Origin of the sequence: Leisingera daeponensis (assembly GCF_019801465.1) — a bacterium.
GTDB lineage: Bacteria > Pseudomonadota > Alphaproteobacteria > Rhodobacterales > Rhodobacteraceae > Leisingera > Leisingera daeponensis_A.
The window spans coordinates 37,561-59,559 of the sequence record NZ_JAHVJA010000003.1 but is presented as its reverse complement, the minus strand read 5'-3'; the positions used below and the strand labels follow the sequence as shown (position 1 = coordinate 59,559).

At 63.2% G+C, this 21,999-nt stretch carries 29 protein-coding genes; 1 reads left to right on the top strand and 28 read right to left on the bottom strand.

The genetic code is table 11. From position 1 onward, the window contains the following. Positions 1-40 precede the first annotated feature (40 nt). Positions 41-430 (top strand): hypothetical protein, encoded by a 390-nt coding sequence (locus KUV26_RS08605; RefSeq protein ID WP_222508048.1) that lies wholly within the window; start codon positions 41-43, stop codon positions 428-430. A gap of 67 nt (positions 431-497) precedes the next feature. On the opposite strand, the gene KUV26_RS08600 is transcribed toward KUV26_RS08605, so the two are convergent. The 28 genes from KUV26_RS08600 to KUV26_RS08465 form a co-directional block, all read right to left on the bottom strand. Further along, positions 498-1,820 carry a replication-associated recombination protein A gene (locus KUV26_RS08600; RefSeq protein ID WP_222508047.1) on the bottom strand — a complete coding sequence of 441 codons (1,323 nt, stop codon included), beginning with the start codon at positions 1,818-1,820 and terminating at the stop codon, positions 498-500. Beyond that, positions 1,820-3,226, bottom strand: coding sequence for a trypsin-like peptidase domain-containing protein (locus tag KUV26_RS08595; protein WP_222508046.1), 1,407 nt, complete (start codon positions 3,224-3,226; stop codon positions 1,820-1,822). The genes KUV26_RS08600 and KUV26_RS08595 overlap by 1 nt, the downstream gene beginning before the upstream one ends. Before the next feature lie 185 nt (positions 3,227-3,411). Further along, a complete protein-coding gene (locus KUV26_RS08590; protein WP_222508045.1) occupies positions 3,412-4,491 on the bottom strand; it encodes a 3-deoxy-7-phosphoheptulonate synthase in 1,080 nt (359 codons plus the stop codon). 296 nt (positions 4,492-4,787) lie between these two features. Next, the gene (locus tag KUV26_RS08585) at positions 4,788-7,214 is read right to left on the bottom strand and encodes a CHASE3 domain-containing protein (protein WP_222508044.1); all 2,427 of its coding nucleotides are present in this window, start codon (positions 7,212-7,214) and stop codon (positions 4,788-4,790) included. Between the two features lie 171 nt (positions 7,215-7,385). After that, positions 7,386-7,814, bottom strand: coding sequence for a 50S ribosomal protein L17 (rplQ, locus tag KUV26_RS08580; RefSeq protein WP_222508043.1), 429 nt, complete (start codon positions 7,812-7,814; stop codon positions 7,386-7,388). A 135-nt stretch (positions 7,815-7,949) separates the two neighbouring features. Further along, positions 7,950-8,966: a DNA-directed RNA polymerase subunit alpha gene (locus KUV26_RS08575; RefSeq protein WP_019298014.1), complete on the bottom strand. Its 1,017-nt coding sequence runs from the start codon at positions 8,964-8,966 to the stop codon at positions 7,950-7,952. Positions 8,967-9,079: 113 nt separating this feature from the next. Beyond that, complete coding sequence (gene rpsK / locus KUV26_RS08570) at positions 9,080-9,469, bottom strand: 30S ribosomal protein S11 (protein ID WP_039183843.1); 390 nt, start codon at positions 9,467-9,469, stop codon at positions 9,080-9,082. Between the two features lie 15 nt (positions 9,470-9,484). After that, complete coding sequence (gene rpsM, locus KUV26_RS08565; protein WP_019298012.1) at positions 9,485-9,853, bottom strand: 30S ribosomal protein S13; 369 nt, start codon at positions 9,851-9,853, stop codon at positions 9,485-9,487. A gap of 225 nt (positions 9,854-10,078) precedes the next feature. Further along, the gene (locus KUV26_RS08560; protein ID WP_222508042.1) at positions 10,079-10,474 is read right to left on the bottom strand and encodes a hypothetical protein; all 396 of its coding nucleotides are present in this window, start codon (positions 10,472-10,474) and stop codon (positions 10,079-10,081) included. A 71-nt stretch (positions 10,475-10,545) separates the two neighbouring features. After that, positions 10,546-11,193, bottom strand: coding sequence for an adenylate kinase (locus tag KUV26_RS08555; RefSeq protein WP_222504405.1), 648 nt, complete (start codon positions 11,191-11,193; stop codon positions 10,546-10,548). Further along, positions 11,190-12,554: a preprotein translocase subunit SecY gene (gene secY / locus KUV26_RS08550; RefSeq protein ID WP_222504406.1), complete on the bottom strand. Its 1,365-nt coding sequence runs from the start codon at positions 12,552-12,554 to the stop codon at positions 11,190-11,192. The genes KUV26_RS08555 and secY overlap by 4 nt, the downstream gene beginning before the upstream one ends. 111 nt (positions 12,555-12,665) lie before the next feature. After that, the gene (gene rplO, locus KUV26_RS08545) at positions 12,666-13,136 is read right to left on the bottom strand and encodes a 50S ribosomal protein L15 (RefSeq protein ID WP_019298008.1); all 471 of its coding nucleotides are present in this window, start codon (positions 13,134-13,136) and stop codon (positions 12,666-12,668) included. A gap of 155 nt (positions 13,137-13,291) precedes the next feature. After that, positions 13,292-13,723, bottom strand: a complete 432-nt coding sequence (locus KUV26_RS08540; RefSeq protein ID WP_222504408.1) for a hypothetical protein — start codon at positions 13,721-13,723, stop codon at positions 13,292-13,294. Positions 13,724-14,300: 577 nt separating this feature from the next. Further along, on the bottom strand, positions 14,301-14,516 hold the full coding sequence (locus KUV26_RS08535) for a DUF1127 domain-containing protein (RefSeq protein ID WP_222504409.1): 216 nt from the start codon (positions 14,514-14,516) through the stop codon (positions 14,301-14,303). A 265-nt stretch (positions 14,517-14,781) separates the two neighbouring features. Next, positions 14,782-14,994, bottom strand: a complete 213-nt coding sequence (locus tag KUV26_RS08530; protein ID WP_222508041.1) for a DUF1127 domain-containing protein — start codon at positions 14,992-14,994, stop codon at positions 14,782-14,784. A gap of 236 nt (positions 14,995-15,230) precedes the next feature. Further along, positions 15,231-16,151, bottom strand: a complete 921-nt coding sequence (locus KUV26_RS08525) for a hypothetical protein (RefSeq protein ID WP_222508040.1) — start codon at positions 16,149-16,151, stop codon at positions 15,231-15,233. A 178-nt stretch (positions 16,152-16,329) separates the two neighbouring features. Beyond that, positions 16,330-16,518, bottom strand: coding sequence for a 50S ribosomal protein L30 (gene rpmD / locus KUV26_RS08520; protein ID WP_019298002.1), 189 nt, complete (start codon positions 16,516-16,518; stop codon positions 16,330-16,332). 13 nt (positions 16,519-16,531) lie between these two features. Next, a complete protein-coding gene (rpsE, locus tag KUV26_RS08515; protein WP_065268166.1) occupies positions 16,532-17,101 on the bottom strand; it encodes a 30S ribosomal protein S5 in 570 nt (189 codons plus the stop codon). A gap of 114 nt (positions 17,102-17,215) precedes the next feature. Beyond that, the gene (rplR, locus tag KUV26_RS08510; RefSeq protein WP_019298000.1) at positions 17,216-17,575 is read right to left on the bottom strand and encodes a 50S ribosomal protein L18; all 360 of its coding nucleotides are present in this window, start codon (positions 17,573-17,575) and stop codon (positions 17,216-17,218) included. Positions 17,576-17,586: 11 nt separating this feature from the next. After that, positions 17,587-18,120 carry a 50S ribosomal protein L6 gene (rplF, locus tag KUV26_RS08505; protein ID WP_039191295.1) on the bottom strand — a complete coding sequence of 178 codons (534 nt, stop codon included), beginning with the start codon at positions 18,118-18,120 and terminating at the stop codon, positions 17,587-17,589. Between the two features lie 12 nt (positions 18,121-18,132). Continuing rightward, complete coding sequence (gene rpsH / locus KUV26_RS08500; protein WP_019297998.1) at positions 18,133-18,525, bottom strand: 30S ribosomal protein S8; 393 nt, start codon at positions 18,523-18,525, stop codon at positions 18,133-18,135. 13 nt (positions 18,526-18,538) lie between these two features. After that, the gene (gene rpsN, locus KUV26_RS08495; RefSeq protein WP_019297997.1) at positions 18,539-18,844 is read right to left on the bottom strand and encodes a 30S ribosomal protein S14; all 306 of its coding nucleotides are present in this window, start codon (positions 18,842-18,844) and stop codon (positions 18,539-18,541) included. Between the two features lie 20 nt (positions 18,845-18,864). After that, the gene (rplE, locus tag KUV26_RS08490) at positions 18,865-19,428 is read right to left on the bottom strand and encodes a 50S ribosomal protein L5 (RefSeq protein WP_039152141.1); all 564 of its coding nucleotides are present in this window, start codon (positions 19,426-19,428) and stop codon (positions 18,865-18,867) included. Beyond that, positions 19,428-19,733, bottom strand: a complete 306-nt coding sequence (rplX, locus tag KUV26_RS08485) for a 50S ribosomal protein L24 (RefSeq protein WP_019297995.1) — start codon at positions 19,731-19,733, stop codon at positions 19,428-19,430. Before rplX ends, rplE begins: the two co-directional genes overlap by 1 nt. Before the next feature lie 2 nt (positions 19,734-19,735). Beyond that, positions 19,736-20,104, bottom strand: a complete 369-nt coding sequence (gene rplN, locus KUV26_RS08480; RefSeq protein WP_005621870.1) for a 50S ribosomal protein L14 — start codon at positions 20,102-20,104, stop codon at positions 19,736-19,738. A 99-nt stretch (positions 20,105-20,203) separates the two neighbouring features. Beyond that, positions 20,204-20,434, bottom strand: coding sequence for a 30S ribosomal protein S17 (gene rpsQ, locus KUV26_RS08475; RefSeq protein WP_005621877.1), 231 nt, complete (start codon positions 20,432-20,434; stop codon positions 20,204-20,206). 11 nt (positions 20,435-20,445) lie between these two features. Further along, the gene (gene rpmC / locus KUV26_RS08470) at positions 20,446-20,646 is read right to left on the bottom strand and encodes a 50S ribosomal protein L29 (protein WP_019297994.1); all 201 of its coding nucleotides are present in this window, start codon (positions 20,644-20,646) and stop codon (positions 20,446-20,448) included. Positions 20,647-20,847: 201 nt separating this feature from the next. Continuing rightward, entirely contained in the window at positions 20,848-21,891 is a 1,044-nt protein-coding gene (locus tag KUV26_RS08465) for a succinylglutamate desuccinylase/aspartoacylase family protein (protein ID WP_222504412.1), read from the bottom strand. Between the last annotated feature and the right edge of the window lie 108 nt (positions 21,892-21,999).

Below are 21,999 nucleotides of genomic sequence, written 5' to 3'. Positions count from 1 at the left end.
AGCTTCACACAGGGCAAACCGAGGTTTAGGAGCACACAATATGGATGCCAAAGCTTACAATCATTGCTGCGCCCTGTTGAGACAAGGCGAACTGGAAAAACTCTCCGAAATCCTTCAGCCACTCGTGGAAACCGGAGATCAAGACGCCCTCTATCTGAATCTTATGTTTTCCCTCGAAGAGAGCGGAGCGGATTTTGACAAGCGCCGGACAGAGGGTTTGAAGGCGCTTGCCCGACTGAAACACAAACGCGCTGTCTTTGACTTGGCATGGCTCTACCGGCACGGCGATGATGGAGTTGAACAGGACGAGCTCAAATTCCTGCAATTACTGACTGCATCAGCCTTCATGGGGGACGAAAGCGCTTCGAAGCTGCTCAAAGCCTATTTAGCTGCAGAGCTGGATTGGGATTGTTTTCCAAAAGAAGCCTAGTTGCCCGCCCTTTCATCTTTCCCCAAATACTCGCGCCGCAGGCAGCGGCTTTGCCCGCAAAGCCGCTTCACTTGTTCCGCTTCAGCCTGAGGTTGGCGAAGTAATCCACGCGCCGCTTCAGTTCGCGCTCGAACCCGCGCTCCACCGGCTGGTACAGCACCGGACGCTTCACCCCGTCGGGGAAGTAGTTCTGGCCGGAAAACCCGTCTTCGGCGTCGTGGTCATAGGCATAGCCGTCGCCATATCCCTGCTCCGACATCAGTTTGGTCGGCGCGTTCAGAATGTGCTTGGGCGGCGGCGCGCTGCCGGTCTGCTTGGCCAGCCGCCGGGCTGCCTTGATGCCGACATAGACGGCGTTGGATTTCGGCGCCAGCGCCAGGTAAACCGCGGCATTGGCCAGCGCCAGCTCGCCCTCCGGGCTGCCAAGCCGCTCATAGGTCTGCCAGGCATTCAGGCACACGGTATTGGCCTGCGGGTCCGCCATGCCGATGTCCTCGGTCGACATCATCGTCAGGCGGCGGGCCAGAAAGCGGGGATCCTCGCCGCCCTCCAGCATCCGCGCCAGCCAGTAGAGTGCTGCATCCGGGTCAGAACCGCGGATGGATTTATGCAGGGCGGAAATGAGGTTGTAATGCTCATCGCCGGACTTGTCGAACTTGGCCGCGCGGCGCATCAGCCGGGCCGACAGCGCCTCGCGTCCCAGCGGCGCCTCCACCTTCCAGGCGGCAACCTGCTCGATCAGGTTCAGCAGCGCCCGGCCGTCGCCGTCGGCCATCTCGTGCAGTGCATCGCGGGCATCGCCCGAGAGCGGCAGGGCGCGGCCCAGCTCCTTCTCGGCGCGCTGGGTCAGGCGCTCCAGATCCCCCAGCGACAGCCGCTCCAGCACCAGCACCTGGCTGCGGCTGAGCACAGCGGCATTGAGTTCGAACGACGGGTTCTCTGTGGTCGCCCCCACCAGAAGGATGGTGCCATCCTCCATATGCGGCAGGAAGCCGTCCTGCTGAGCCTTGTTAAAGCGGTGGATCTCGTCCACGAACAGCAGCGTGCCCTGCCCGTTCTCGCGGCGGATCTTTGCGGCCTCGAACACTTTGCGCAGATCCGGCACACCGGTGAAGATCGCCGATATCTGCACGAAATGCAGGTCGGTCTCCTGCGCCAGCAGCCGGGCGATGGTGGTCTTGCCCACGCCGGGCGGCCCCCAGAAGATCAGCGAGGACAAGGAGCCTGAGGCCAGCATCACGCCCAAGGGCGCCTCCGGCCCCAGCACCTGGCTCTGACCGATCACATCCGCCAGCGACTGCGGCCGAAGCCGGTCGGCCAGCGGCCGGTTCTTGCTCGCCTGCTGCGTGCCGCCTTCCGCGGGCGCCGGGCTGCCGAACAGATCCGCCATCAGGTGCGGAACCGCAGGGTGACATGCTGGCCGCGGCGGTTCAGGTCCAGCTGAACCCAGCGGCCGCTGCTGGCAAGGATATCATAGACATCCCCGGTGCCGGTCACGGGCTGGCCGTTAACCGCCAGCAGCGCATCGCCGGGCTGCACCCCGCCGCGCCCGGCGTACGGCCCGGGATCGGTCACCACCACGCCCTCCGCCGACAGCGGCAGGCCGAGGCGGGCGATGACTTGCGGATTGATCTGCGCCACCGTCAGGCCCGGCAGCGCTGTCCGCTCGTCCAGCTGCACCGGGTTGGCGGGCGGCTGGTCGGGGGCCACGATCATCGGCACCGCGACCACCTCGCGCTCGGTGCCGCGCAGGCGGGTGATTTCGGCACTGCCGCCGAGACCGGAGACCGACATCCGGAACACCATCTCGGAGGGCGAATTCACCACCTCGCCGTCCACGTGGGTGATCACGTCGCCCACCCTGAACCCCGCCTTGGCAAAGGGGCTTTCGCGGTGCAGGTCGGAGATCACCATGCCCTCCGGCAGGGCCATGCCCATGGAAGCAGCCAGATCCGCATCCACCGGCTGCCCGGCCATGCCCGCCCAGGGGCGCTGGAACTCCTCGGCGCCGTTTTGCGCCTGCTCCACGAACTCCCTGACCAGATTGGCGGGAATGGCAAAGCCGATGCCGTTGGAGCCGCCGGAGCGGGACAGGATGCGGGTGTTGATGCCGATCAGGTCGCCATTCACGTCGATCAGCGCGCCGCCGGAATTGCCCGGGTTGATCGGCGCATCGGTCTGAATGTAGTAGCCGAAGCCGTCGCCCGCCCCCATGCCGGTGCGCGCGAGGCCCGAGATGATGCCGCTGCTGACGGTCTGGCCGACCCCGAACGGGTTGCCGATCGCCAGCGCCAGCTCGCCCACCTCGACCTCGTCGCTGTTGCGCAGGTCCAGATACGGCAGGTCCGCGGCCTCCTCCAGCTGCAGGATCGCCAGGTCGCTGGCCTTGTCGCCCAGGATCACCCGCGCATTGTATTCGCGCCGGTCGGCGGTCACCACACGGATCTCGGTGGCGCTGCCGACGACGTGGTAGTTGGAGACCACGATGCCGTCGGCCGACAGGATCACACCGGAGCCCAGCGAGTTCTCCAGCCGGGGCTGCGGCTCGGCGAATCCGCGGAAGAAATCGTCGAAGAACGGATCGTCCATGAACGGCGAGCGGCGGCGCTGCCGCACCTGGCGCACCACCTTGGCATAGATGTTGACCACCGCCGGCGAGGCCTCTTTGACCAGAGGCGCAAATCCCAGCGCAATCTCCGCCTGGCTCTGCGGCACCTTGGTTTCGGCGGCGGCAGGCAGGGTCAGGGACGGCAGGGCAAGACCAATTGCAAGGGCGGTCAGGGCTGGGCGGATCATGGGGGCTCCGTTTGTTGCTGCCCGAAGGATATGCGGAGAGCGCCGCCGGATTGCAAGATGGCTGTGGCCGCAGCGGCAGGCGGAGGGTCGCCGCCCCCCCCCTGGCCGTGCGGCCGGTCCCCTCAAGGCATTCCGGTGCGGAAAGAAGCAAAGGGAGCGCCGGCAGGACGCTCCCTGCGCAAACCTCAGGCCTCTGTTAGGCCCGGCTGCGCCGCAGCCGTGCGGCGTTTGGCAACCGATGCGGCCAGATGCTCCAGCTCCGCCACCGTGTCCTCCCAGCCCAGGCAGCCGTCGGTGACGGATTGGCCGTAGGTGAGCTCCCCCTTGCCCAGGTCCTGGCGGCCCGCCACCAGATGGCTTTCGATCATCACACCGGTGATGCGGGTATCGCCGCCTGCGATCTGGCCAGCCACATCGCGCAGCACCGCGGGCTGCTTCATCGGGTCCTTGCCGCTGTTGGCATGGCTGGCGTCGATCATCACATGGCCGCGGATGCCGTCCTTTTCCGCCAATTTGCAAGCCGCATCGACCGAGGCCGCGTCATAGTTGGTGCCGCCGCCGCCGCGCAGGATCAGATGGCAGTCCGGGTTGCCGCTGGTCGCCGCAATTGCCGCGCGCCCCGACTTGGCCAGCGCCATGAAATGATGCGGATGGGCGGCCGAGCGCACCGCGTCCACCGCGATCTGCACGTTGCCGCGGGTGCCGTTCTTGAACCCGACCGGGCAGCTGAGGCCGGAGGCCATCTCGCGGTGGATCTGGCTTTCGGTGGTGCGGGCGCCGATGGCGGCCCAGGCGACCAGGTCGGAGATGTACTGCGGCACCGCGGTATCGAGGAACTCGGTGCCGACCGGCAGTCCCAGGGCGTTGATGTCCAGGCACAGGCGGCGGGCCAGACCCAGGCCCTCGTTGATGCGGAAGGAGCCGTCGAGGCCGGGATCGTTGATCAGCCCCTTCCAGCCGCTGATGGTGCGGGGTTTTTCGAAATAGACCCGCATCACGATCTCCAGCTCGCCTGCCAGCCGCGCGCGCAGCGGCACCAGGCGCTCGGCGTATTCCATCGCCGCCTTGGGGTCGTGGATCGAACAGGGGCCGACCACTGCGATCACCCGGCCGTCACGGCCGTGCAGCACGTCCTGAATGGCGGTGCGGCTGGCCAGCACGGTATCGGTGGCCGCCGCCGTCGAGGGCAGCTGCGCAGCAAGGTCCTCGGGAGAGATCAGTTCCTGCATGCCGGTGATGCGGAGGTTTTCGGTCTGGGGTGTCATGTTTCAGCTTCCTTGGCGGGAGGCCCTTGGCGCTGCGGCGGATACGAAAAAACCGCCAGCGGGCTGCGGGCGGTTGGTGGTATCCTGGTGCGTTTCCTGTCTGTCTTCAGAACGCGCTGACCCCTCCGTCCGCCATGTGGCGCGGATAAAAGAAATACCAGAATGCGGCATAGCTACGGGTCATGGGCCGGACGCTAGCGGAGATTCGCAGGGCTGTCACCCCGTAAATTGACCGGCGAAACGGCAAAAGGCCCACCCGCGCGGGAGGGCCTTTTGCTTTGTCCTGCGGGCTAGGGTCAGAAATCCTGCCACTGATCCCGGGCGGCATTGCCTTCGGCGGCAGGCACCGCAACCGGCACCGGGCCGGCCTCAGCCTCCCAGTCATCGCCGTCCCAGCTTTCATCGCCGTGGGCGGAGGGCTGTGCCGCCGCCGCGTTGTCTGTCAGCGCCGCAGGTGCGGCGCTGCTGCCGTCCACCTGGAAGCGCGCCACCAGTTCGGCGAGTTTCACGGCATCTGTGTTCAGCATATGGCCCGCCGCGGTGGCTTCCTCCACCATCGCCGCGTTCTGCTGGGTCACCTGATCCAGCTGGGTGACGCCAGTGTTGATCTCATGCAGGCCGGTGGACTGCTCCTCCGCGCCTTCGGCGATCTCCGACACCAGCTGCGAGATATGGCTGACCCGGCCCACGATGGACTGCAGCGCCTGGCCGGCCCGGCCCACCAGATCAACGCCTTGATCCACCTGACGGGAGCTGTCGGAAATCAGCGTCTTGATCTCCATCGCCGCGTCGGAGGAGCGCTGCGCCAGCGCCCGCACCTCGGAGGCCACCACCGCAAAGCCGCGGCCCGCCTCGCCCGCCCGCGCCGCCTCGACGCCCGCGTTCAGCGCCAGCAGGTTGGTCTGGAAGGCAATGTCGTCGATGACGCTGATGATCTGGGAAATCTTGTTGGAGCTTTGCTCGATCCCGCCCATCGCGGCGACCGCATCCTGCACCACCTCGCCGCTGGTTTCGGCTTCCTGGCGGGCTTCGCGCACGGTGTTTTCCACGTTGCGGGCGCCCTCGGCTGCCGATTTCACCGATGCTGTCAGCTCATCAATTGCGGCGGCGGTTTCCTCCAGCGTTGCCGCCTGGCTTTCGGTACGGTGCGACAGGTCGTCAGAGGCCTGGCTGATCTCGGCGGCACCGCTGCGGATGCTGGTGGAGGCCTCGATCACTTGCTGCACGGTGGCGTTCAGATTGTCGATCGAGCCGTTGAAATCGGCGCGCAGCTGTTCGTATTCCTCGGGGAATTCCTCGGCAATGCGGACGGTCAGATCGCCATGGGCCAGGCGCGACAGGCGCTCGCTCAGCTGCCGCACCACGCCGGCCAGTTCCGCGTCCTTGCTCTCGGCCTTCTTCTGTTCGGCCTCCTGCATCCGCACCAGCTCGTCGCGGAACTTCTCCAGCGCGCGGGCCATGTCGCCCACTTCATCGCCGCGGTTCTGGCCGCGAATCTCCACCGCGTTGTTGCCTTCGGCCAGCCCCCGCATCGATGCCACGATGCGGCGGATTCCCGAGGCGATGCCGGAGGCGATCAGCAGCGCCATCCCTGCGCCGATCAGGATCGCGGCCCCGATCGCCGCCGGAATCATCATGCGGGTCCGGGCCGCGATTTCCTCGTTGGCGGCGCGGCGTTCGGCCATCGCCTCTGCTCCGGCGGCCTGCAGGGCGGCCATGGTGGTGCGGAAGCGGTCGAAATACTCCTTGCCCTGCCCCTGGGCGACCAGGTCGGCCATGTCATCCATGGTGGCAGCGCTGCCGATCACCCGGCGCAGCTGCAGCATCGGCACGACCACATCATTGCGCCAGTTGTCGATGATCTTGGCGACGCTGTTCAGCCGGTTCGTCTGCATCAGGTTGTCGGCCAGCGCCAGGCGGAGGTCCGCCAGCACTTCGTTGAAGCGCCCGTTGCCCTCCATGTAGGGATCGAGAAACGCCCGGTCGCCCGCCAGAAGAAAGCCACGCATGCCGGTTTCCATATCCACCGCTGCGGCCAGCAGGTCCTTTGCCCGGCTGATGATCTTGTGGGTCTGCTCCACCGCCTGCAGCGAGGTGTTCAGGTAGTCCGGGTCGGCAATCCCGGCGTTCACCAGCGACATGAAGGTGTTGCGCCGGTTGTTGAGCTCGACTTCCTCCTCCTCGATGACATTGACCATTTCGGCGCGGAACTCTTCGAAGTAGACCCGGCCCTTGGACTGTTTCACCTCGGCCGCCATGTCGTTCATGGTCAGCGCATCGCCGATTTCCCGGCGCAGCGCGATGGCGCCCGCGGCCACGTTTTCCTGCCAGCCGGTCAGGATCTGCTCCGCTTCGTCCAGGGTGGCAAGCATCTCCGCATCGCCTTGCGCAAGGCTGCGCAGGCTGGCAAGCGTTTCGGCGACCCGGGTCTTGCCCTCCTCGAACGGGACCAGGTATTCCTCGCGCCCCGCCAGAAGATAGCCGCGCAGGCCCGCTTCCATGCCCGAGGCAGCCTCTGACAGGGTTTGCGAGCCGGTGAGGATCTCCTGCGTGTGATCCACCGCCCTGGCCGATTGCTCCATCCGGCCCAGGTTGAAGACCGCCAGCACCCCGACCCCAAGCACCAGCAGCAGCGGCAGCACCGCAACCGACACGATCTTCACCTTGGTGCTGAGATTTGCCAGTGAGAACCGCCTGGCTGCGGACGTCTTCTTCTTTGCCATCACATCTGTCCCGGAAATTTCGGATGGCAAAGTTAAGTCAGAAGAAAATTACGATTCCCTTTCGCATGGAAAGTGAATCCGGTCCGCCCGGAACTGCCGCCGCGAAACGAAAAACCCCCGCTCGGGTCGGAGCGGGGGTCAGACAGGTGAACCGGACTGGTTCAGCGCGTCTTATTCGTCTGCTTCAGCAACTGCTTCTTCTGCTTCCAGGCGGGCCTTGTCGGCTGCGCCTTTGGCGGAAACGTCGCGGTCGACGAACTCGATGATGGCCATCGGAGCCATGTCGCCGTAACGGAAGCCGGCCTTCAGAACACGGACATAGCCGCCCTGACGGTCCTTGTAGCGCGGGCCCAGAACCTCGAACAGTTTCGCGACGTCCTTGTCCTCTTTCAGCTTGGAAGCTGCCTGGCGGCGGGCGTGCAGGTCGCCGCGTTTCGCCAGAGTGATCAGTTTTTCAATGATCGGGCGCAGTTCTTTTGCTTTGGGCAGGGTGGTCTTGATCTGCTCGTGCTCGATCAGCGAGCCGGCCATGTTGGAGAACAGGGCCTTGCGGTGCTCATGAGTACGGTTCAGGCGGCGGTAACCACGTGCGTGACGCATTTTTCAATTCCTTATCTTGCGTTTTGCTTTGTCAGGCGGCTGATGCGTGTCAGCCGCTCACCTTGGGGCGGGTGCCCATGTTGTCCCCGGCAGTCCGGGCATTGAAGAGGAGGGCCGGAGCCCTCCTCGAAACCCTTAGAAGCTGTCTTCGAACTTCTTAGCCAGATCTTCGATGTTGTCCGGCGGCCAGTCCTCGACGTCCATGCCAAGGTGCAGGCCCATGCCCGACAGAACCTCTTTGATCTCGTTCAGCGACTTGCGGCCGAAGTTCGGGGTGCGCAGCATCTCCGCTTCGGTCTTCTGGATCAGGTCGCCGATATAGACGATGTTGTCGTTCTTCAGGCAGTTTGCCGAACGGACAGACAGTTCCAGCTCGTCCACTTTCTTCAGCAGAAGCGGGTTGAACTCCAGACCATCGTCCTCGTCCTGGCGGCCAGCCGATTCCGGCTCGTCGAAGTTGACGAAGATCGACAGCTGGTCCTGCAGGATGCGGGCGGCATAGGCCACGGCATCGTCAGGGGAGATGGAGCCGTCGGTTTCCACCTTCATGGTCAGCTTGTCATAGTCCAGCACCTGGCCCTCACGGGTCGGCTGAACGTCATAGGAGACCTTCTTGACCGGCGAGTAGATCGCGTCGATCGGGATCAGGCCGATCGGTGCGTCTTCCGGCTTGTTCTTGTCTGCCGAAACATAGCCCTTGCCGGTGTTCACGGTCAGTTCCATGAACAGGTCGGCGCCGTCGTCCAGGTGGCAGATCACGTGGTCGCGGTTCAGAACCTCGATGCCGGCGGTTTCGGCAATGTCGCCAGCGGTGACGACAGCCGGGCCCTTGGCATTGATCGACAGGCGCTTGGGGCCTTCGACTTCCATGCGCAGGGACACGCCCTTGAGGTTCAGGATGATGTCGGTGACGTCTTCACGGACACCGGCCACGGACGAAAACTCGTGCAGGACGTTGTCGATCTGCACGCTGGTGATGGCCGCGCCTTGCAGCGAGCTCATCAGGACGCGGCGCAGCGCGTTGCCCAGGGTCAGGCCGAAACCGCGTTCCAGCGGTTCTGCGACGACAGTTGCCTGGCGTGCAGGATCGTTGCCCGGCTTCACTTCCAGCTGTGCCGGCTTGATCAGCTCTGCCCAGTTCTTATGGATCATGCGTTCCCTCCATTCCTGTCCCTGCCCCATGTCCGGAAGGCCAAGGACGCCCGAGGTTTAAATGACGCACTGGGGCCCTGCGAATCAAGCGGGGCCCCAGCAAAAAATTCGAATTAGACGCGGCGGCGCTTCGGCGGGCGGCAGCCGTTGTGCGCGATCGGGGTCACATCACGGATCGAAGTGATGTTGAAGCCGACAGCGGCCAGTGCGCGCAGAGCCGATTCACGGCCAGAGCCGGGGCCCTGAACTTCGACTTCCAGGGTCTTCACACCGTGTTCCTGGGCTTTCTTGCCCGCGTCCTCAGCAGCCATCTGAGCCGCGTAAGGAGTGGATTTCCGGGAGCCTTTGAAGCCCATGGTGCCGGCGGACGACCAGGAGATCGCGTTGCCCTGCACATCGGAGATCAGGATCTTGGTGTTGTTGAACGAGGAGTTCACATGAGCAACGCCGGTGGCGATGTTCTTGCGCTCTTTACGCTTAACGCGAGTCTTATCACGTGCCATTGATCAAACCCTCCCTTACTTCTTCTTGCCGGCGATCGGCTTGGCCGGGCCCTTGCGGGTGCGGGCGTTGGTGTGGGTACGCTGACCGCGGACCGGCAGGTTGCGGCGGTGGCGCAGGCCACGGTAGCAGCCCAGGTCCATCAGGCGTTTGATGTTCATGGTCACTTCACGGCGCAGGTCGCCTTCGACGGTGTAGTTGGCGTCGATGTGCTCGCGCACGGCCAGAACTTCAGCGTCGGACAGTTCGTTCACACGACGGGTTGCGTCGATGCCCACGGCTTCGCAGATCGCTTTGGCCGAGGTGTTGCCGATACCGGTGATGTAGGTGAGGGCGATGGGAACCCGCTTTGCAGTCGGGATGTTAACGCCGGCAATACGTGCCACGTGTCACTTTCCTTTTCGTTGCGGTTCCGTAACGCCGGAACCTTTTTTCACAACACTTGACCGTGGCAGTGTGGCCAGAGGGTCCAGCATTTCGAGGTGGTAAGGCAGACAGACGAATCCATCCGCCGGGAATCATTCCCAGAAGGGATGGGGTTGCCTATGTGGAATTGCCGCGGTGGTCAACCCGTGATCTGCGAAAACGCCGCGGCCTGCTCCCCTGCCCCGTCAGCTGCTGCAGGCGAAGAACCGCAGCGGCTCGGGATCGCCCATCCAGATGGATACAATCCCGGGGTCCTCCGGGTCCAGGGCAACGGTGAACAGCTGCGGGAAATACTGCGGCCCCGGCAGCTCGCAGCGGCCGGTGTGGTCGCTCACCCGGTAGCTGCTCCAATCGAGGTGCAGCGCCGGCTGGAAGTCGCAGAAATACTCCATCGAGCTGAAGCCGTTTTCATGCAGGATCAGCCCGCCCTCTCCGGTGTAGTCCGCGATCCCGTCCTGGCTGATCAGCACCCGGTCGCAGGCAGTGGCGTCGTCCAGGTAGAGCTGCTCCGCGGCCAGCGGGCCGGCCAGGGCAGCCGCCGCGGCCAGGGCGGCTGGAGTTTTCAGAAATTGAGTGATCATGGGGTCCCCGCAAAAAGAAAATGCCCCACGCTTCTGCAGCACAGGGCACTTCAAACCGGTAAACGGGCGGCTTATTCGCCCATGATCCAGGCCATGCTCTTGCGCACTTCCTCGATCGAGGCAAGACCGTCGACGCGCTGCAGGTTGCCCTTGGCATAATAGTAGCCGATCAGCGGCGAGGTCTTCTTGTAGTATTCCATCAGGCGGGTCTTGAGGCTGTCCTCATTGTCGTCCGCCCGGCGCTGCACATCGGTGCTGCCGCAGTTGGCGCATTTGCCGTCGGCCGGCCAGGGCTTGGTCTGGTCGTGGTAGACCTCGCCGCAGCCGCCGCAGGTGGAGCGGCCGGTGATGCGGGCGACCAGCGCCTCGTCGTCGACCTGCATCTCGATCACGGCGTCGAGCTTGAGGTCCATCTCGTCGAGCAGCTTAGCCAGCGCGTCGGCCTGGGCCAAGGTGCGCGGGAAGCCGTCGAAGATGAAGCCGCCCTCGGCGCCGCCCTGCAGCTTTTCGCGGATCAGGCCGATCACGATCTGGTCGGTGACCAGCTTGCCCTCGGCCATGATGGCGGCAACCTTTTTGCCCATTTCGGTGCCCGAGGTCTGGGCTTCCCGCAGCATGTCGCCGGTGCTGAGCTGCACCATGCCGCGGGATTCAACCAGGTAACGCGCTTGCGTACCTTTGCCCGCACCAGGCGGGCCAAGGAGAATAATGTTGGTCATCGGCGAGAGGGTCCCCGTTTTGTCCGTTTCTTGTTGCGCCCGCGCAGCTGGCTCTTCTCGATAAGGCCCTCATACTGATGCGCGAGGAGGTGGCTTTGCACCTGCTGAATGGTGTCCATGGTGACGGATACCACAATCAGAACGGACGTGCCGCCGAAATATACCGGGATGGCGAATTGGCCGCGGAGGACCTCCGGCAGCAGGCAGACCAGCGCCAAGTAGCCGGAGCCCAGAACCAGGATGCGGTTGACCACATACTCGATGTATTCGGCGGTCTTCTTGCCCGGGCGGATGCCGGGGACAAAGCCGTTCTGGTTCTTCAGGTTGTTCGCCACGTCCTCCGGCTTGAAGGAGACGTTGAAGGTGTAGAAATAGGCAAAGAACACGATCATCGCGACGAAGAACAGCAGGTACAGCGGCTGGCCGGGGCCGAAGTTCGCCAGCAGCCAGGACATCACCGGACCGGTTGCCGCGCCCGAGGAGAACGCCGAGATGGTGGTCGGCAGCAGCAGCAGCGAGGAGGCGAAGATCGCCGGGATCACGCCCGCCGGGTTCACCTTGACCGGCAGATGCGAGGAGCCGCCGTCATAGACCTTCATGCCGACCTGGCGGCGCGGGTACTGGATGTGGATCTTGCGCAGCGCCCGCTCCATGAACACCACGAACATGATCACCGCGATCACCATGACGATCACGCCGATGATCACCGCCGGGCTGATCGCGCCGGAGCGGCCGGAGGCGAAGAACTGCGCGATGGCGGCCGGAACCTCGGCGATGATGCCGACGAAGATGATCAGCGAAATGCCGTTGCCGATGCCGCGCTGGGTGATCTGCTCGCCCAGCCACATCAGGAACATGGTGCCGCCGACCAAGGTGATCATGCAGGCCATGCGGAAATACATGCCCGGATCGGTCGCCAGGTCGCCCTGCTCCAGCGATACGGCAAGGCCGTAGGCCTGCGCAGTCGCCAGCGCCACGGTGCCATAGCGGGTATATTGGTTGATCTTCTTGCGGCCCTGCTCGCCCTCTTTCTTGAGCTGCTCAAGCGAAGGCACCATCGAGGTCAGAAGCTGAACGATAATGGAGGCGGAAATGTAGGGCATGATGCCGAGGGCAAAAATCCCCATGCGGCCGAGCGCGCCGCCGGTGAACATCGACACCATGCCGCCGATGCCCTGGCCGGCCTGCTCCATGAACTGGCGCAGGGCGGCTGCGTCGATTCCCGGAACCGGAATGAAGGTGCCCAGGCGGTAGACAATCAAAAGGCCGATGGTGAACAGGATGCGGTTGCGCAGATCCGTGGCCTTGCCAAGGGCAGCCCAGCTGGTGTTCGCCGCCATTTGTTCTGCTGCTGATACCATGAAAAGGTCTCTTCTTTAGCGAAACGCCGCCCGGAACCGTTTTCCGGCTCGGGCGGCGTTCTAGGAAAACTCGGAGACTATGTAAGCGGCATTGGCGCCGCTCACAAGCCGTTACTCTGCGGCGGCGGGGGCTGCCACAGTCAGAGTGCCGCCAGCTTTTGCCACGGCGTCAACAGCAGCAGCGGATGCGCCGGTGACTGCGATGGTTGCTTTGGCGGTGATTTCGCCTTTGGCCAGGATGCGGACGCCGTCCAGTTTGCGGCGGACCAGGCCGGAGGCAACCAGCGAATCCTCGGTGATGGAAGCTGCATCCAGCTTGCCTGCGTCGATGAACTTCTGGATCAGGCCCAGGTTCACAACGGCGTATGCCTTGCGGTTCGGCTTGTTGAAGCCGCGCTTGGGCAGACGCTGGTACAAGGGCATCTGGCCGCCTTCGTAGCCGTTGATCGAGACACCCGAACGGGATTTCTGGCCTTTGATGCCGCGGCCGCCCATTTTGCCTTTGCCGGAACCCGGGCCACGGGCCACACGGGTGCGTTTCTTGGCGGCGCCTGCATTGTCGCGCAGTTCGTGAAGTTTCATGTCGCTTCTCCTTGCCGGATGCGGGCCCCGAAGCGTGATGGCCCGAACACGGCGTTTCTTGATTGGTGATTCCGTGGCGCAGAACGCCACCGGGTGCCTATAGACGGGATGGGGAGTGGGATCAAGGTCTCTTCATCGCCGGGACGCGGCCGACCTTAAACATCTCTGATGTAAGGGGGCAAATCCAATGCCTGAATACCGGCCAAAATCGGTTCACAGTAAATTTTTGGAAGGGCTGCATATGTCTTTTCGCCAAGGTTCTCCAAGCGAAAATCCATGTAGTCCATGAACTCATAAACTAGGTCATCAATCAGCAAGATCGCAGTCGAGACGGCAAAGGGTTCAGGGTTGTGTTCCTCATAGCAGTGCGAGCATAGTTCAATGGCTTCCTGCGGGTACCAACTCATGTTTACTCGCGCCTTGAATTCACAATCATACAGATTGATTAATTCCAACATTGCATCGAAATGCTTCTGGTGCCCCTTAGCGTCAACATAGCTATCATGGCGGGCAATTTCCCAAAGCGCTTCATGGGAGGCCGAGCGTACAAGGGCTTTCAAATCTGCAATAGCTTTGTCCTTGCTCATCAATCACACCGCTACTCAAATACTTGACCGGGAAACTCGCACACTGAATGCGCCCCGCCAAGGCCCCTGCCCTGCCGGTTGCTCTCTGTACCCACTGCCTCTCTGTTTCCGTTCCGCTGCTGACCGTCCGTTAAAGGGTGGCGGCGCCGCCGGGGTGGAGATGGGATGAGCATAGCCCATGCGAAAACGCGTCTTGCGCGCTCCGGGTGCCAGACCGGAGCCCTGTTCCAGGTGCCGGGGGTGTCAGGCCCGGCGGGTGATCATGACCGGGAATGATCCTGCAACAGACCGGTTAAAACGCCGTAGGCGGTGCGTACGGTGGGTGCGCAACGGGCTGGCGACCCCGGTTTTGAAGATCACGGAGGGCAGTGCCCGAACCGAGGGGTGGGCGAGGAGCGCCCGCCCGTTTTGCCGGAGGCAAACCTTCGGTTTGACACGGGCGGTTCGGGCGCTGCCCGGCCTGCCGGCCGGGCGGGGCGCTGAACCTGAAAACAAAAACGCCCCCGCCGGAGTGGCGGGGGCGCTTTGGGGCCGGGCTGTTGGAGAGGGAGGAGGATCCGTCAGCCGGCCGGGGAGATCACTTGCCGTAGACGTGCTCGCGGGCGGCGCCGGGGATGGCGCAGCGGCTGAGGCCGATGTCGGCCAGATCGCGGGCCGAGAGGGCGCGCAGAGCGTGCACGGTCTGCCGGTATTCGCGGCGCCGCTGCCAGTTCCGGTACAGGCCGGAGGCCACGCTCAGGAAACGGGTGAAAAGACCGGCGGAGACCGGTGCGGAAAGAGTTGAATAAGCCATTGTTCTTGTTCCTTCGCTGCGCTGCCGGAACGTGCTTCCGGCGCGTCGCTTGATCTGTTCGTCTGAGGTGAACGGGAGATAAGGATGGCCCGGCGGAGGTGCAACGGGCGCTTTGGTCTGGCGGCTATGCCGGGCACGCATAGCACAAACGCGTGAGGGATCTTGAAAGCCGGCAAAAGAAAACGCCCCCGCCCCGGAGGGGCAGAGGCGCTTTGGCCCGGGCATGGAGAGGAGGAGGAGAGGAGCGCCCGGGAAAAGGAATTTTTTAGCCGTAGACGTGCTGGCGCGCGATGTCGGCGATATCGCTGCGGCGGACGCCGATGTCGGACAGCTCGTGGTCGCTCAGCGCGTCCAGCTCGTTGTAGGTGCGCTGGAATTCACGGGCTTTTGCCCAGGAGTCGATCAGCCCGTCAACGGTTGCGCGGATGCGCGCGGTCAGGCTGTGGCTGGACTGGGCGGTGGAGATAACATGTGCCATGGTTAAGATCCTTGTCTGCGGCGGTCCGGGCCTATTCCCGGTGCTTGGTGTTTGGTCGCTTGCTGTGGCACCGAGATAGGACCGGGAGGCGATTCCAACAACTGACGCAACCGGCAAGCCGATATGCGCGCGTTGCAAGGGGTGTTGACGCTTGCCCACCCGCCCTTTCCGGCTCATTCCTTCGCAATCGTTGGGCGTGGCCGCATTCCGCGCACGACCACTTCACGGCTTCCCTTTCAGGCCGCGGGACGCTGGACCGCTCTGAGCAGCGACATGGCCCCCCAAAGCAGGAAGACCGGCAAGACCAGCATGCGGAGCGTGAGGATGCCGATGAGTGTCAGAGATGCGCGCAAAATTGCGTCCGCCTCCTCCACAAAGACCTGCGCCGCCTCCAGGTACCGGCCGCTTTGCTCAAAGACGCCGCTTATGCCATCGCTGACGCCGGTGATCTGGCCGCTCAGCCATTCCAATACCCCGGCCTCGCCTTCCTCGCTCCGGGCCGCCTCCGCCGTGTCTTCCTCCTCTGCCCCGATGAGAATTTTCGCCTGCTGCGCAACGCCCTCAAGCTCAGCCATCGCTGTGCTCATCCGGGCTTCGGTGGCGCGCTCTCCGGCCCAAACGCCGAGGGCGAAGACCAGAGGCATGGCAAGACCGACTGCAAAGCCGAAGGCGATCCCCCTGTTGCAGAGCTGTTCTACCGGTCCGGCGAAAAAGGGATGAAGGCCAGCGGAAGTCCGGCCCAACATGCCGGCTCCTAGAATAATGAGCCCGATGGAAACCACAGGCGACAATCCCACCGTGGCGAGTGCGGCCCCTGCCGCGACGATGAAGACAGCATCGGCCACGCGTTCCACCGTGTCGTCGACAGGTTCCAGTATCTTCAGCGGCTGGAGGCTGGCCTGCCCGACGACCGACGCGCCCACCTCGATCTCCTGTGCGGTGGACAGCGCGGCATTGATCGCCCGCAGCGAGACGTAAACGGCCACAGAGGACGTTGCGATATCTTCGGCAGTCCGCTCCGCCGCAGAAACAAGGGGGTTCCACTCGCTGCGCCCGAAGAGACCGAAGACCCCGGCGCAAAGAAGAACGAGGCCGGTAATGGCCCAGAGCGCCGATTTGGCTCCTGTTCTCACGGGATCGCGGGCCGGATGGGTCATTTCTGTTTCACTGCTGCTGGCTGGAAGGTCGTGCACACGCATACCACGCTATGGCTGCGGCACAACACTTCTGCGCCTTCCGGAAGCCACCCGGCCCTGATTGCGGTTTCTTCCGCACAACGAAAAACGCCCCCGGCTTCCCGGAGGCGTTTTCCAATGTCAGTGCTCGAAAAGGGGCTTAGCCGCGCTCTTCGATGATCTGAACCAGGTGCGGGATCGAGTTGACCATGCCGCGGACCGAAGGAGTGTCCTCCAGCTCACGGGTCTTGTGCATCTTGTTCAGGCCCAGGCCAACCAGGGTTGCGCGCTGTTTGGCGGGGCGGCGGATCGGCGAGCCGATCTGCTTGACGACGATGGTTTTTGCCATGTCTCTCTACTCCTTACGCTTCAGCTTCGGCAGCTGCCGGTGCGTCGTCCCGCTTGGGCAGGATGTCGGCGACCTTTTTGCCGCGGCGCTGAGCCACCGAACGCGGGCTCTGCTCTTTCTGCAGGCCGTTCAGGGTGGCGCGGATCATGTTGTAGGGGTTCTGCGAACCGATCGACTTGGAGACCACGTCCTTGATGCCCAGCATCTCGAACACGGCACGCATCGGGCCGCCCGCGATGATACCGGTACCTTCCGGTGCGGTCCGCATCACAACTTTGCCTGCGCCGTGGCGGCCGGACATGTCGTGGTGCAGGGTGCGGCCTTCTTTCAGCGGCACGCGGATCATCTGGCGTTTCGCCTGCTCGGTCGCCTTGCGGATCGCCTCGGGCACTTCTTTCGCCTTGCCCTTGCCAAAGCCGACGCGGCCTTTCTGGTCGCCAACGACAACCAGGGCTGCGAAGCCAAAGCGCTTACCGCCTTTTACGGTTTTCGACACGCGGTTGATCGCGACCAGGCGATCTGCAAATTCCGGTGCCTCTTCACGCTCGCGGCGGGGGCCGCGGCGGTTTTCACGTTCTGCCATCAGGCATTCCTTTCATAGGGCGCCAGGCGCCTGTTCTATCAATCCTTGGTGAACCCGGAACGGGTCCGGGTTCCCGGATCATCGGGGCGGCCCCAAGAGGCCGCCCGCATGGGATTAGATCTTCAGGCCGCCTTCACGCGCAGCGTCGGCCAGAGCCTTCACCTTGCCGTGGAACAGGAAGCCGCCGCGGTCGAAGTAGGCTTCGGTCACGCCAGCCGCTTTTGCGCGCTCGGCGATCGCTGCACCAACTTTGGACGCTGCGTCGATGTTGTTCTTGCCGACAACACCGAGATCTTTTTCCAGGGTCGACGCCGCTGCCAGGGTCACGCCGCGCAGGTCGTCGATCAGCTGAACAGAGATGTTCTTGTTCGAACGGTGCACGGACAGACGCGGACGGCCTGCGTTCACTTTGCGAAGCTTGTTCCGGACGCGCAGCCGGCGCTTCAGAAACAGGGTACGTTTGCTGTTTGCCATTTTGCTGGTCCTTACTTCTTCTTGCCTTCCTTGCGGAAGATGAACTCGCCCTTGTAGCGGATGCCCTTGCCTTTGTACGGCTCGGGACGGCGCCAGTCGCGGATTTTCGCCGCCACTTCGCCCACCTGCTGCTGGTCGATACCTTCCACAACGATTTCAGTCTGCTTCGGTGCGGTGATGGTGATGCCATCGGGTGCAACGAAGTCGACGTCGTGGCTGTAGCCCAGGTTCAGCTTCAGGGTGTTGCCCTGCATCTGAGCCCGGTAACCCACACCCTGGATCTCCAGCTCTTTCTTGAAGCCCTGGGTCACGCCGGTCACGAGGTTGGCCACCTGAGTGCGGGACATGCCCCACTGCTGACGGGCACGCTTGGACTTGCCGCGCGGCTCGATGGTGACAACGTTGTCGTTCACGGAGAGGGTGACGTCGTCGGTTGCGGTGAAGGTGCGGGCGCCTTTCGGGCCTTTCACTTCGATGGTCTGGCCGGACACAGAGGCGGAGACGCCGCTGGGCAGTTCGACCGGTTTCTTACCAATACGGGACATTGCGAGGCCTCCTTAGAAGACGGTGCAAAGCACTTCGCCGCCAACGTTGGCTGCGCGTGCGTTTGCGTCCGACATCACACCCTTGGGGGTGGAGACAATCGACACGCCCAGGCCCTGACGGACCGACGGGATGTCATTGACGCCCATGTAAACGCGGCGGCCGGGCTTGGAGACCCGCTTGAGCTCGCGAATGACAGGTTCGCCGTCGAAGTACTTGAGGCTGATTTCGATGGCCGGGTGGCCATTTTCACCAGTCATCTTCTCATAACCGCGGATGTAGCCCTCGTCTGCCAGCACGTCCAGCACCCATGCCCGCAGCTTGGAGGCCGGGGTCATGACGGTGGATTTGCCGCGCATCTGAGAGTTACGGATACGGGTGAGCATATCGCCGATAGGATCGTTCATATCAGTCTCTCCCTTACCAGCTCGATTTCACCAGGCCGGGGATCTGACCAGCAGAACCCAGCTCGCGCAGCGCAATACGGCTGACCTTCAACTTACGGTAGTAAGCGTGCGGACGGCCGGTGAGCTGGCAACGGTTGTGAAGACGGGTTGCCGACGAGTTACGCGGCAGTTTCGCCAGTTTCAGACGCGCCTTGAAGCGCTCTTCCATCGGGCGGGATTCGTCGTTTGCGATTTCTTTCAGCTCGGCACGCTTTGCGGCGTATTTTGCCACCAGGCGCTCGCGCTTCTTCTCGCGTTCGATCATGCTTTTCTTAGCCATGGTCTCTATCCTTCCCGCGCTTAGCTGTTGAAGGGCATGTTGAAAGCTTTCAACAGCGCCTTTGCTTCCGCGTCGGTTTTCGCGGTGGTGGCGATCACGATGTCCATGCCCCAGGCTTCGTCGATCTTGTCGAAATCGATTTCCGGGAACACGATGTGCTCTTTCAGGCCCATGGCATAGTTGCCGCGGCCGTCGAAGGAGGTGCCCGAAACGCCGCGGAAGTCGCGGATACGGGGCATCGCAATGGTGATCAGACGGTCGAGGAATTCGTACATCCGGTCACCGCGCAGGGTCACCTTGGCGCCCATCGGCATGCCTTCGCGAACGCGGAAGCCGGCGATGGAGTTCTTTGCCACGGTGGTCAGAGCCTTCTGGCCCGCAATCGCGGTCAGGTCGGCCTGGGCGGATTTGGCTTTCTTGCTGTCTTTGACAGCAGCACGGCCGCAGCCGATATTCAGAACGATTTTCTCCAGCTTGGGGAGCATCATGTCGTTCTTGTAGCCGAACTCTTCTTTCAGGGCGCCACGGATGGTGTCCTTGTAGAGAGTTTTCAGGCGCGGGGTGTAGGTTGCAGCGTCAAGCATCAGACAGTCTCCCCGGTGGTCTTGGCGAAGCGCACCTTCTTGCCGTCTTCCTCGCGGAAGCCGACGCGGGTTGCTTTGCCGTTGCTGTCCAGCAGTGCCAGGTTCGACAGGTCGATCGGCAGTGCCTTGGGCAGACGGCCGCCCTGGCTGTTTTGAGTCTGGCGGGTGTGGCGGATTGCCATGTTCACGCCTTCGACGACGGCTTTGCCGGCTTTCGGGTCAACGGAAGCAATGGTGCCTTCCTTGCCCTTATCGCGGCCTGCCAGCACGACGACCTTGTCGCCTTTACGGAGTTTCGCAGCCATAATTACAGCACCTCCGGAGCCAGCGAGATGATCTTCATGAAGTTCTTCGCGCGCAGTTCACGAACAACCGGGCCAAAGATACGGGTACCGACCGGCTCGTTGTTGTTGTTCAGGATGACAGCTGCGTTCCGGTCAAAACGGATCGCGGTGCCGTCTTCGCGGCGGACTTCTTTGGCGGTGCGCACGACAACGGCCTTACGGACGTCGCCTTTTTTCACGCGGCCGCGCGGGATGGCTTCTTTAACCGAGACGACGATGATGTCGCCAACGGAAGCGTATTTACGCTTGGAGCCACCCAGAACCTTGATGCACTGAACTCGGCGGGCGCCGGAGTTGTCAGCAACATCCAGATTTGTTTGCATCTGGATCATGTGGTTTCTCCCGACCTATGGGGCAGCGATGCGTGCTGGTATCCCCCAGGGTTTCGACTGACTGTTAAGTCTAGCCGCCAGGAGTCTCGGATGAGACTCTTAGGCTTCCAGAACTTCCCAGCGTTTCGTTTTCGATTTCGGCGCGCACTCGATGATGCGTACGGAATCGCCGACCTTGAAAGCGTTCTTTTCATCGTGAGCCCGGTATTTCTTGGACTTACGGATGGTTTTCTTCAGAACCGGGTGCGTGAAGCGGCGTTCAACCGAGACGGTGACGGTCTGGGCGTTTGCGTCGCTGGTCACAACGCCTTGCAGGATACGTTTGGGCATTGTGTCGCTCCTTATTCGGCTGCTGCTGCAGCTTTTTCGTTCAGGATGGTCTTGACGCGGGCAGCGTTGCGGCGGGCCGCTTTGATGCCGGAGGTCGATTCCAACTGACCGGTTGCCTGCTGAAAGCGCAGGTTGAAGCTCTCTTTTTTCAGGGATGCGAGCATGTCGCGGAGTTCATCCACGGTCTTCTCGCGCAGATCATTGGCGTTCATCGCCTTTGTTCCTTGTCCAAAGCACCAGAAGGCCCCGAGGGTCACCTTGTTACCTGGTGGGTTATGTCAACCGCCCGGATCGGGCAGCAAAAAAGAATCACCTGCCCCTGATCCATGCCGGACCGGGCGCAAGCGATGGGTCCCTATAGAGGACAAGGAGTTCAGGGGCAAGGGAAAGATTGGGCCGCCCGCCGCAGGCGGTCAGATGATCTCATCCTCGTCGAACATCGCGGCGCCGTCCAGCTGGGCGTTCAGGCTTTCGATGCGGCTTTCGGCTTCCTCCGGCGTCGCCACTTTGGCGATGTGGAACAGCGCGTCGCCCTCGTTGACGATCGGCATGTTGGCACGGCCGATGATCAGGCCCGCCATGCTGGCGCGCAGCTCTTCCTCCTTCTCGCCGAAGGGGTCGGAGACAAAGCCGAGCACATCGCCTTCCTCCACCATCTCGCCGGTGCTTTTGTAGGCGCGCAGCAGCCCGCCGGCGGGGGCGCGCTCCCAGCTGCTGTCGCTGGCCTTGACCGGCACCGCCTCGGCCAGCGGCACGCCGTCTTCTGGGATCATGCCGAGCGCATGCATCACCCGCAGGATGCCGGCCACGCCGACGCGGGCGGACTGCTCGTCGAACCGCAGCCCCTCCCCCGCCTCATAGAGCAGGATATCGACGCCGGCCTTCTGCGCCTCCTTGCGCAGGGAGCCGTCGCGCAGGCCCGAGCGGATTACCACCGGCGCGCCGAAGGCATCGGCATAGGCCAGCGTGTCCTTGGCCTTTGGCGACACCCGGATCTGCGGCATGTTGGTGCGGTGGATGGCGGCAGAATGCAGGTCGATGCCCAGATCGCAGCGCGCCACCACCTCCGTCATGAACAGATGCGCCAGGCGGCTGGCGAGCGAGCCGCCCTCGCTGCCGGGGAAGGAGCGGTTCAGGTCGCGCCGGTCCGGCAGGTAGCGGGAGTGGTTGAGGAAGCCGAAGGTGTTGACGATCGGCACCACGATCAGCGTGCCCTTGAGCCGCGAGAACTGGCGGCTGCGGAGCAGGCGGCGGGCGATTTCCACCCCGATCACCTCGTCACCGTGGATGGCGGCGGAGACAAACAGCGCCGGGCCGTCCTCCGCGCCGTGGATGACATGGGCGGACATGGTGACCGGCGTGTGGTCCGACAGCACGCTGACCGGCAGATCCACCGTGCGGCGGGTGCCGGGCGGAATGAGGAAGCCGCCGATTTCGAAAGAAGGACGCCGCGTCATGAAAACCTCCCGCAGAGCTGTTCCCGGAGGCTAAGCAGCTTTTCGAGTTTTTACAATTGCGTCGAAGTCAAACCGCTAGCTCAATTGCCGCACCTTGTCAGGATGGTT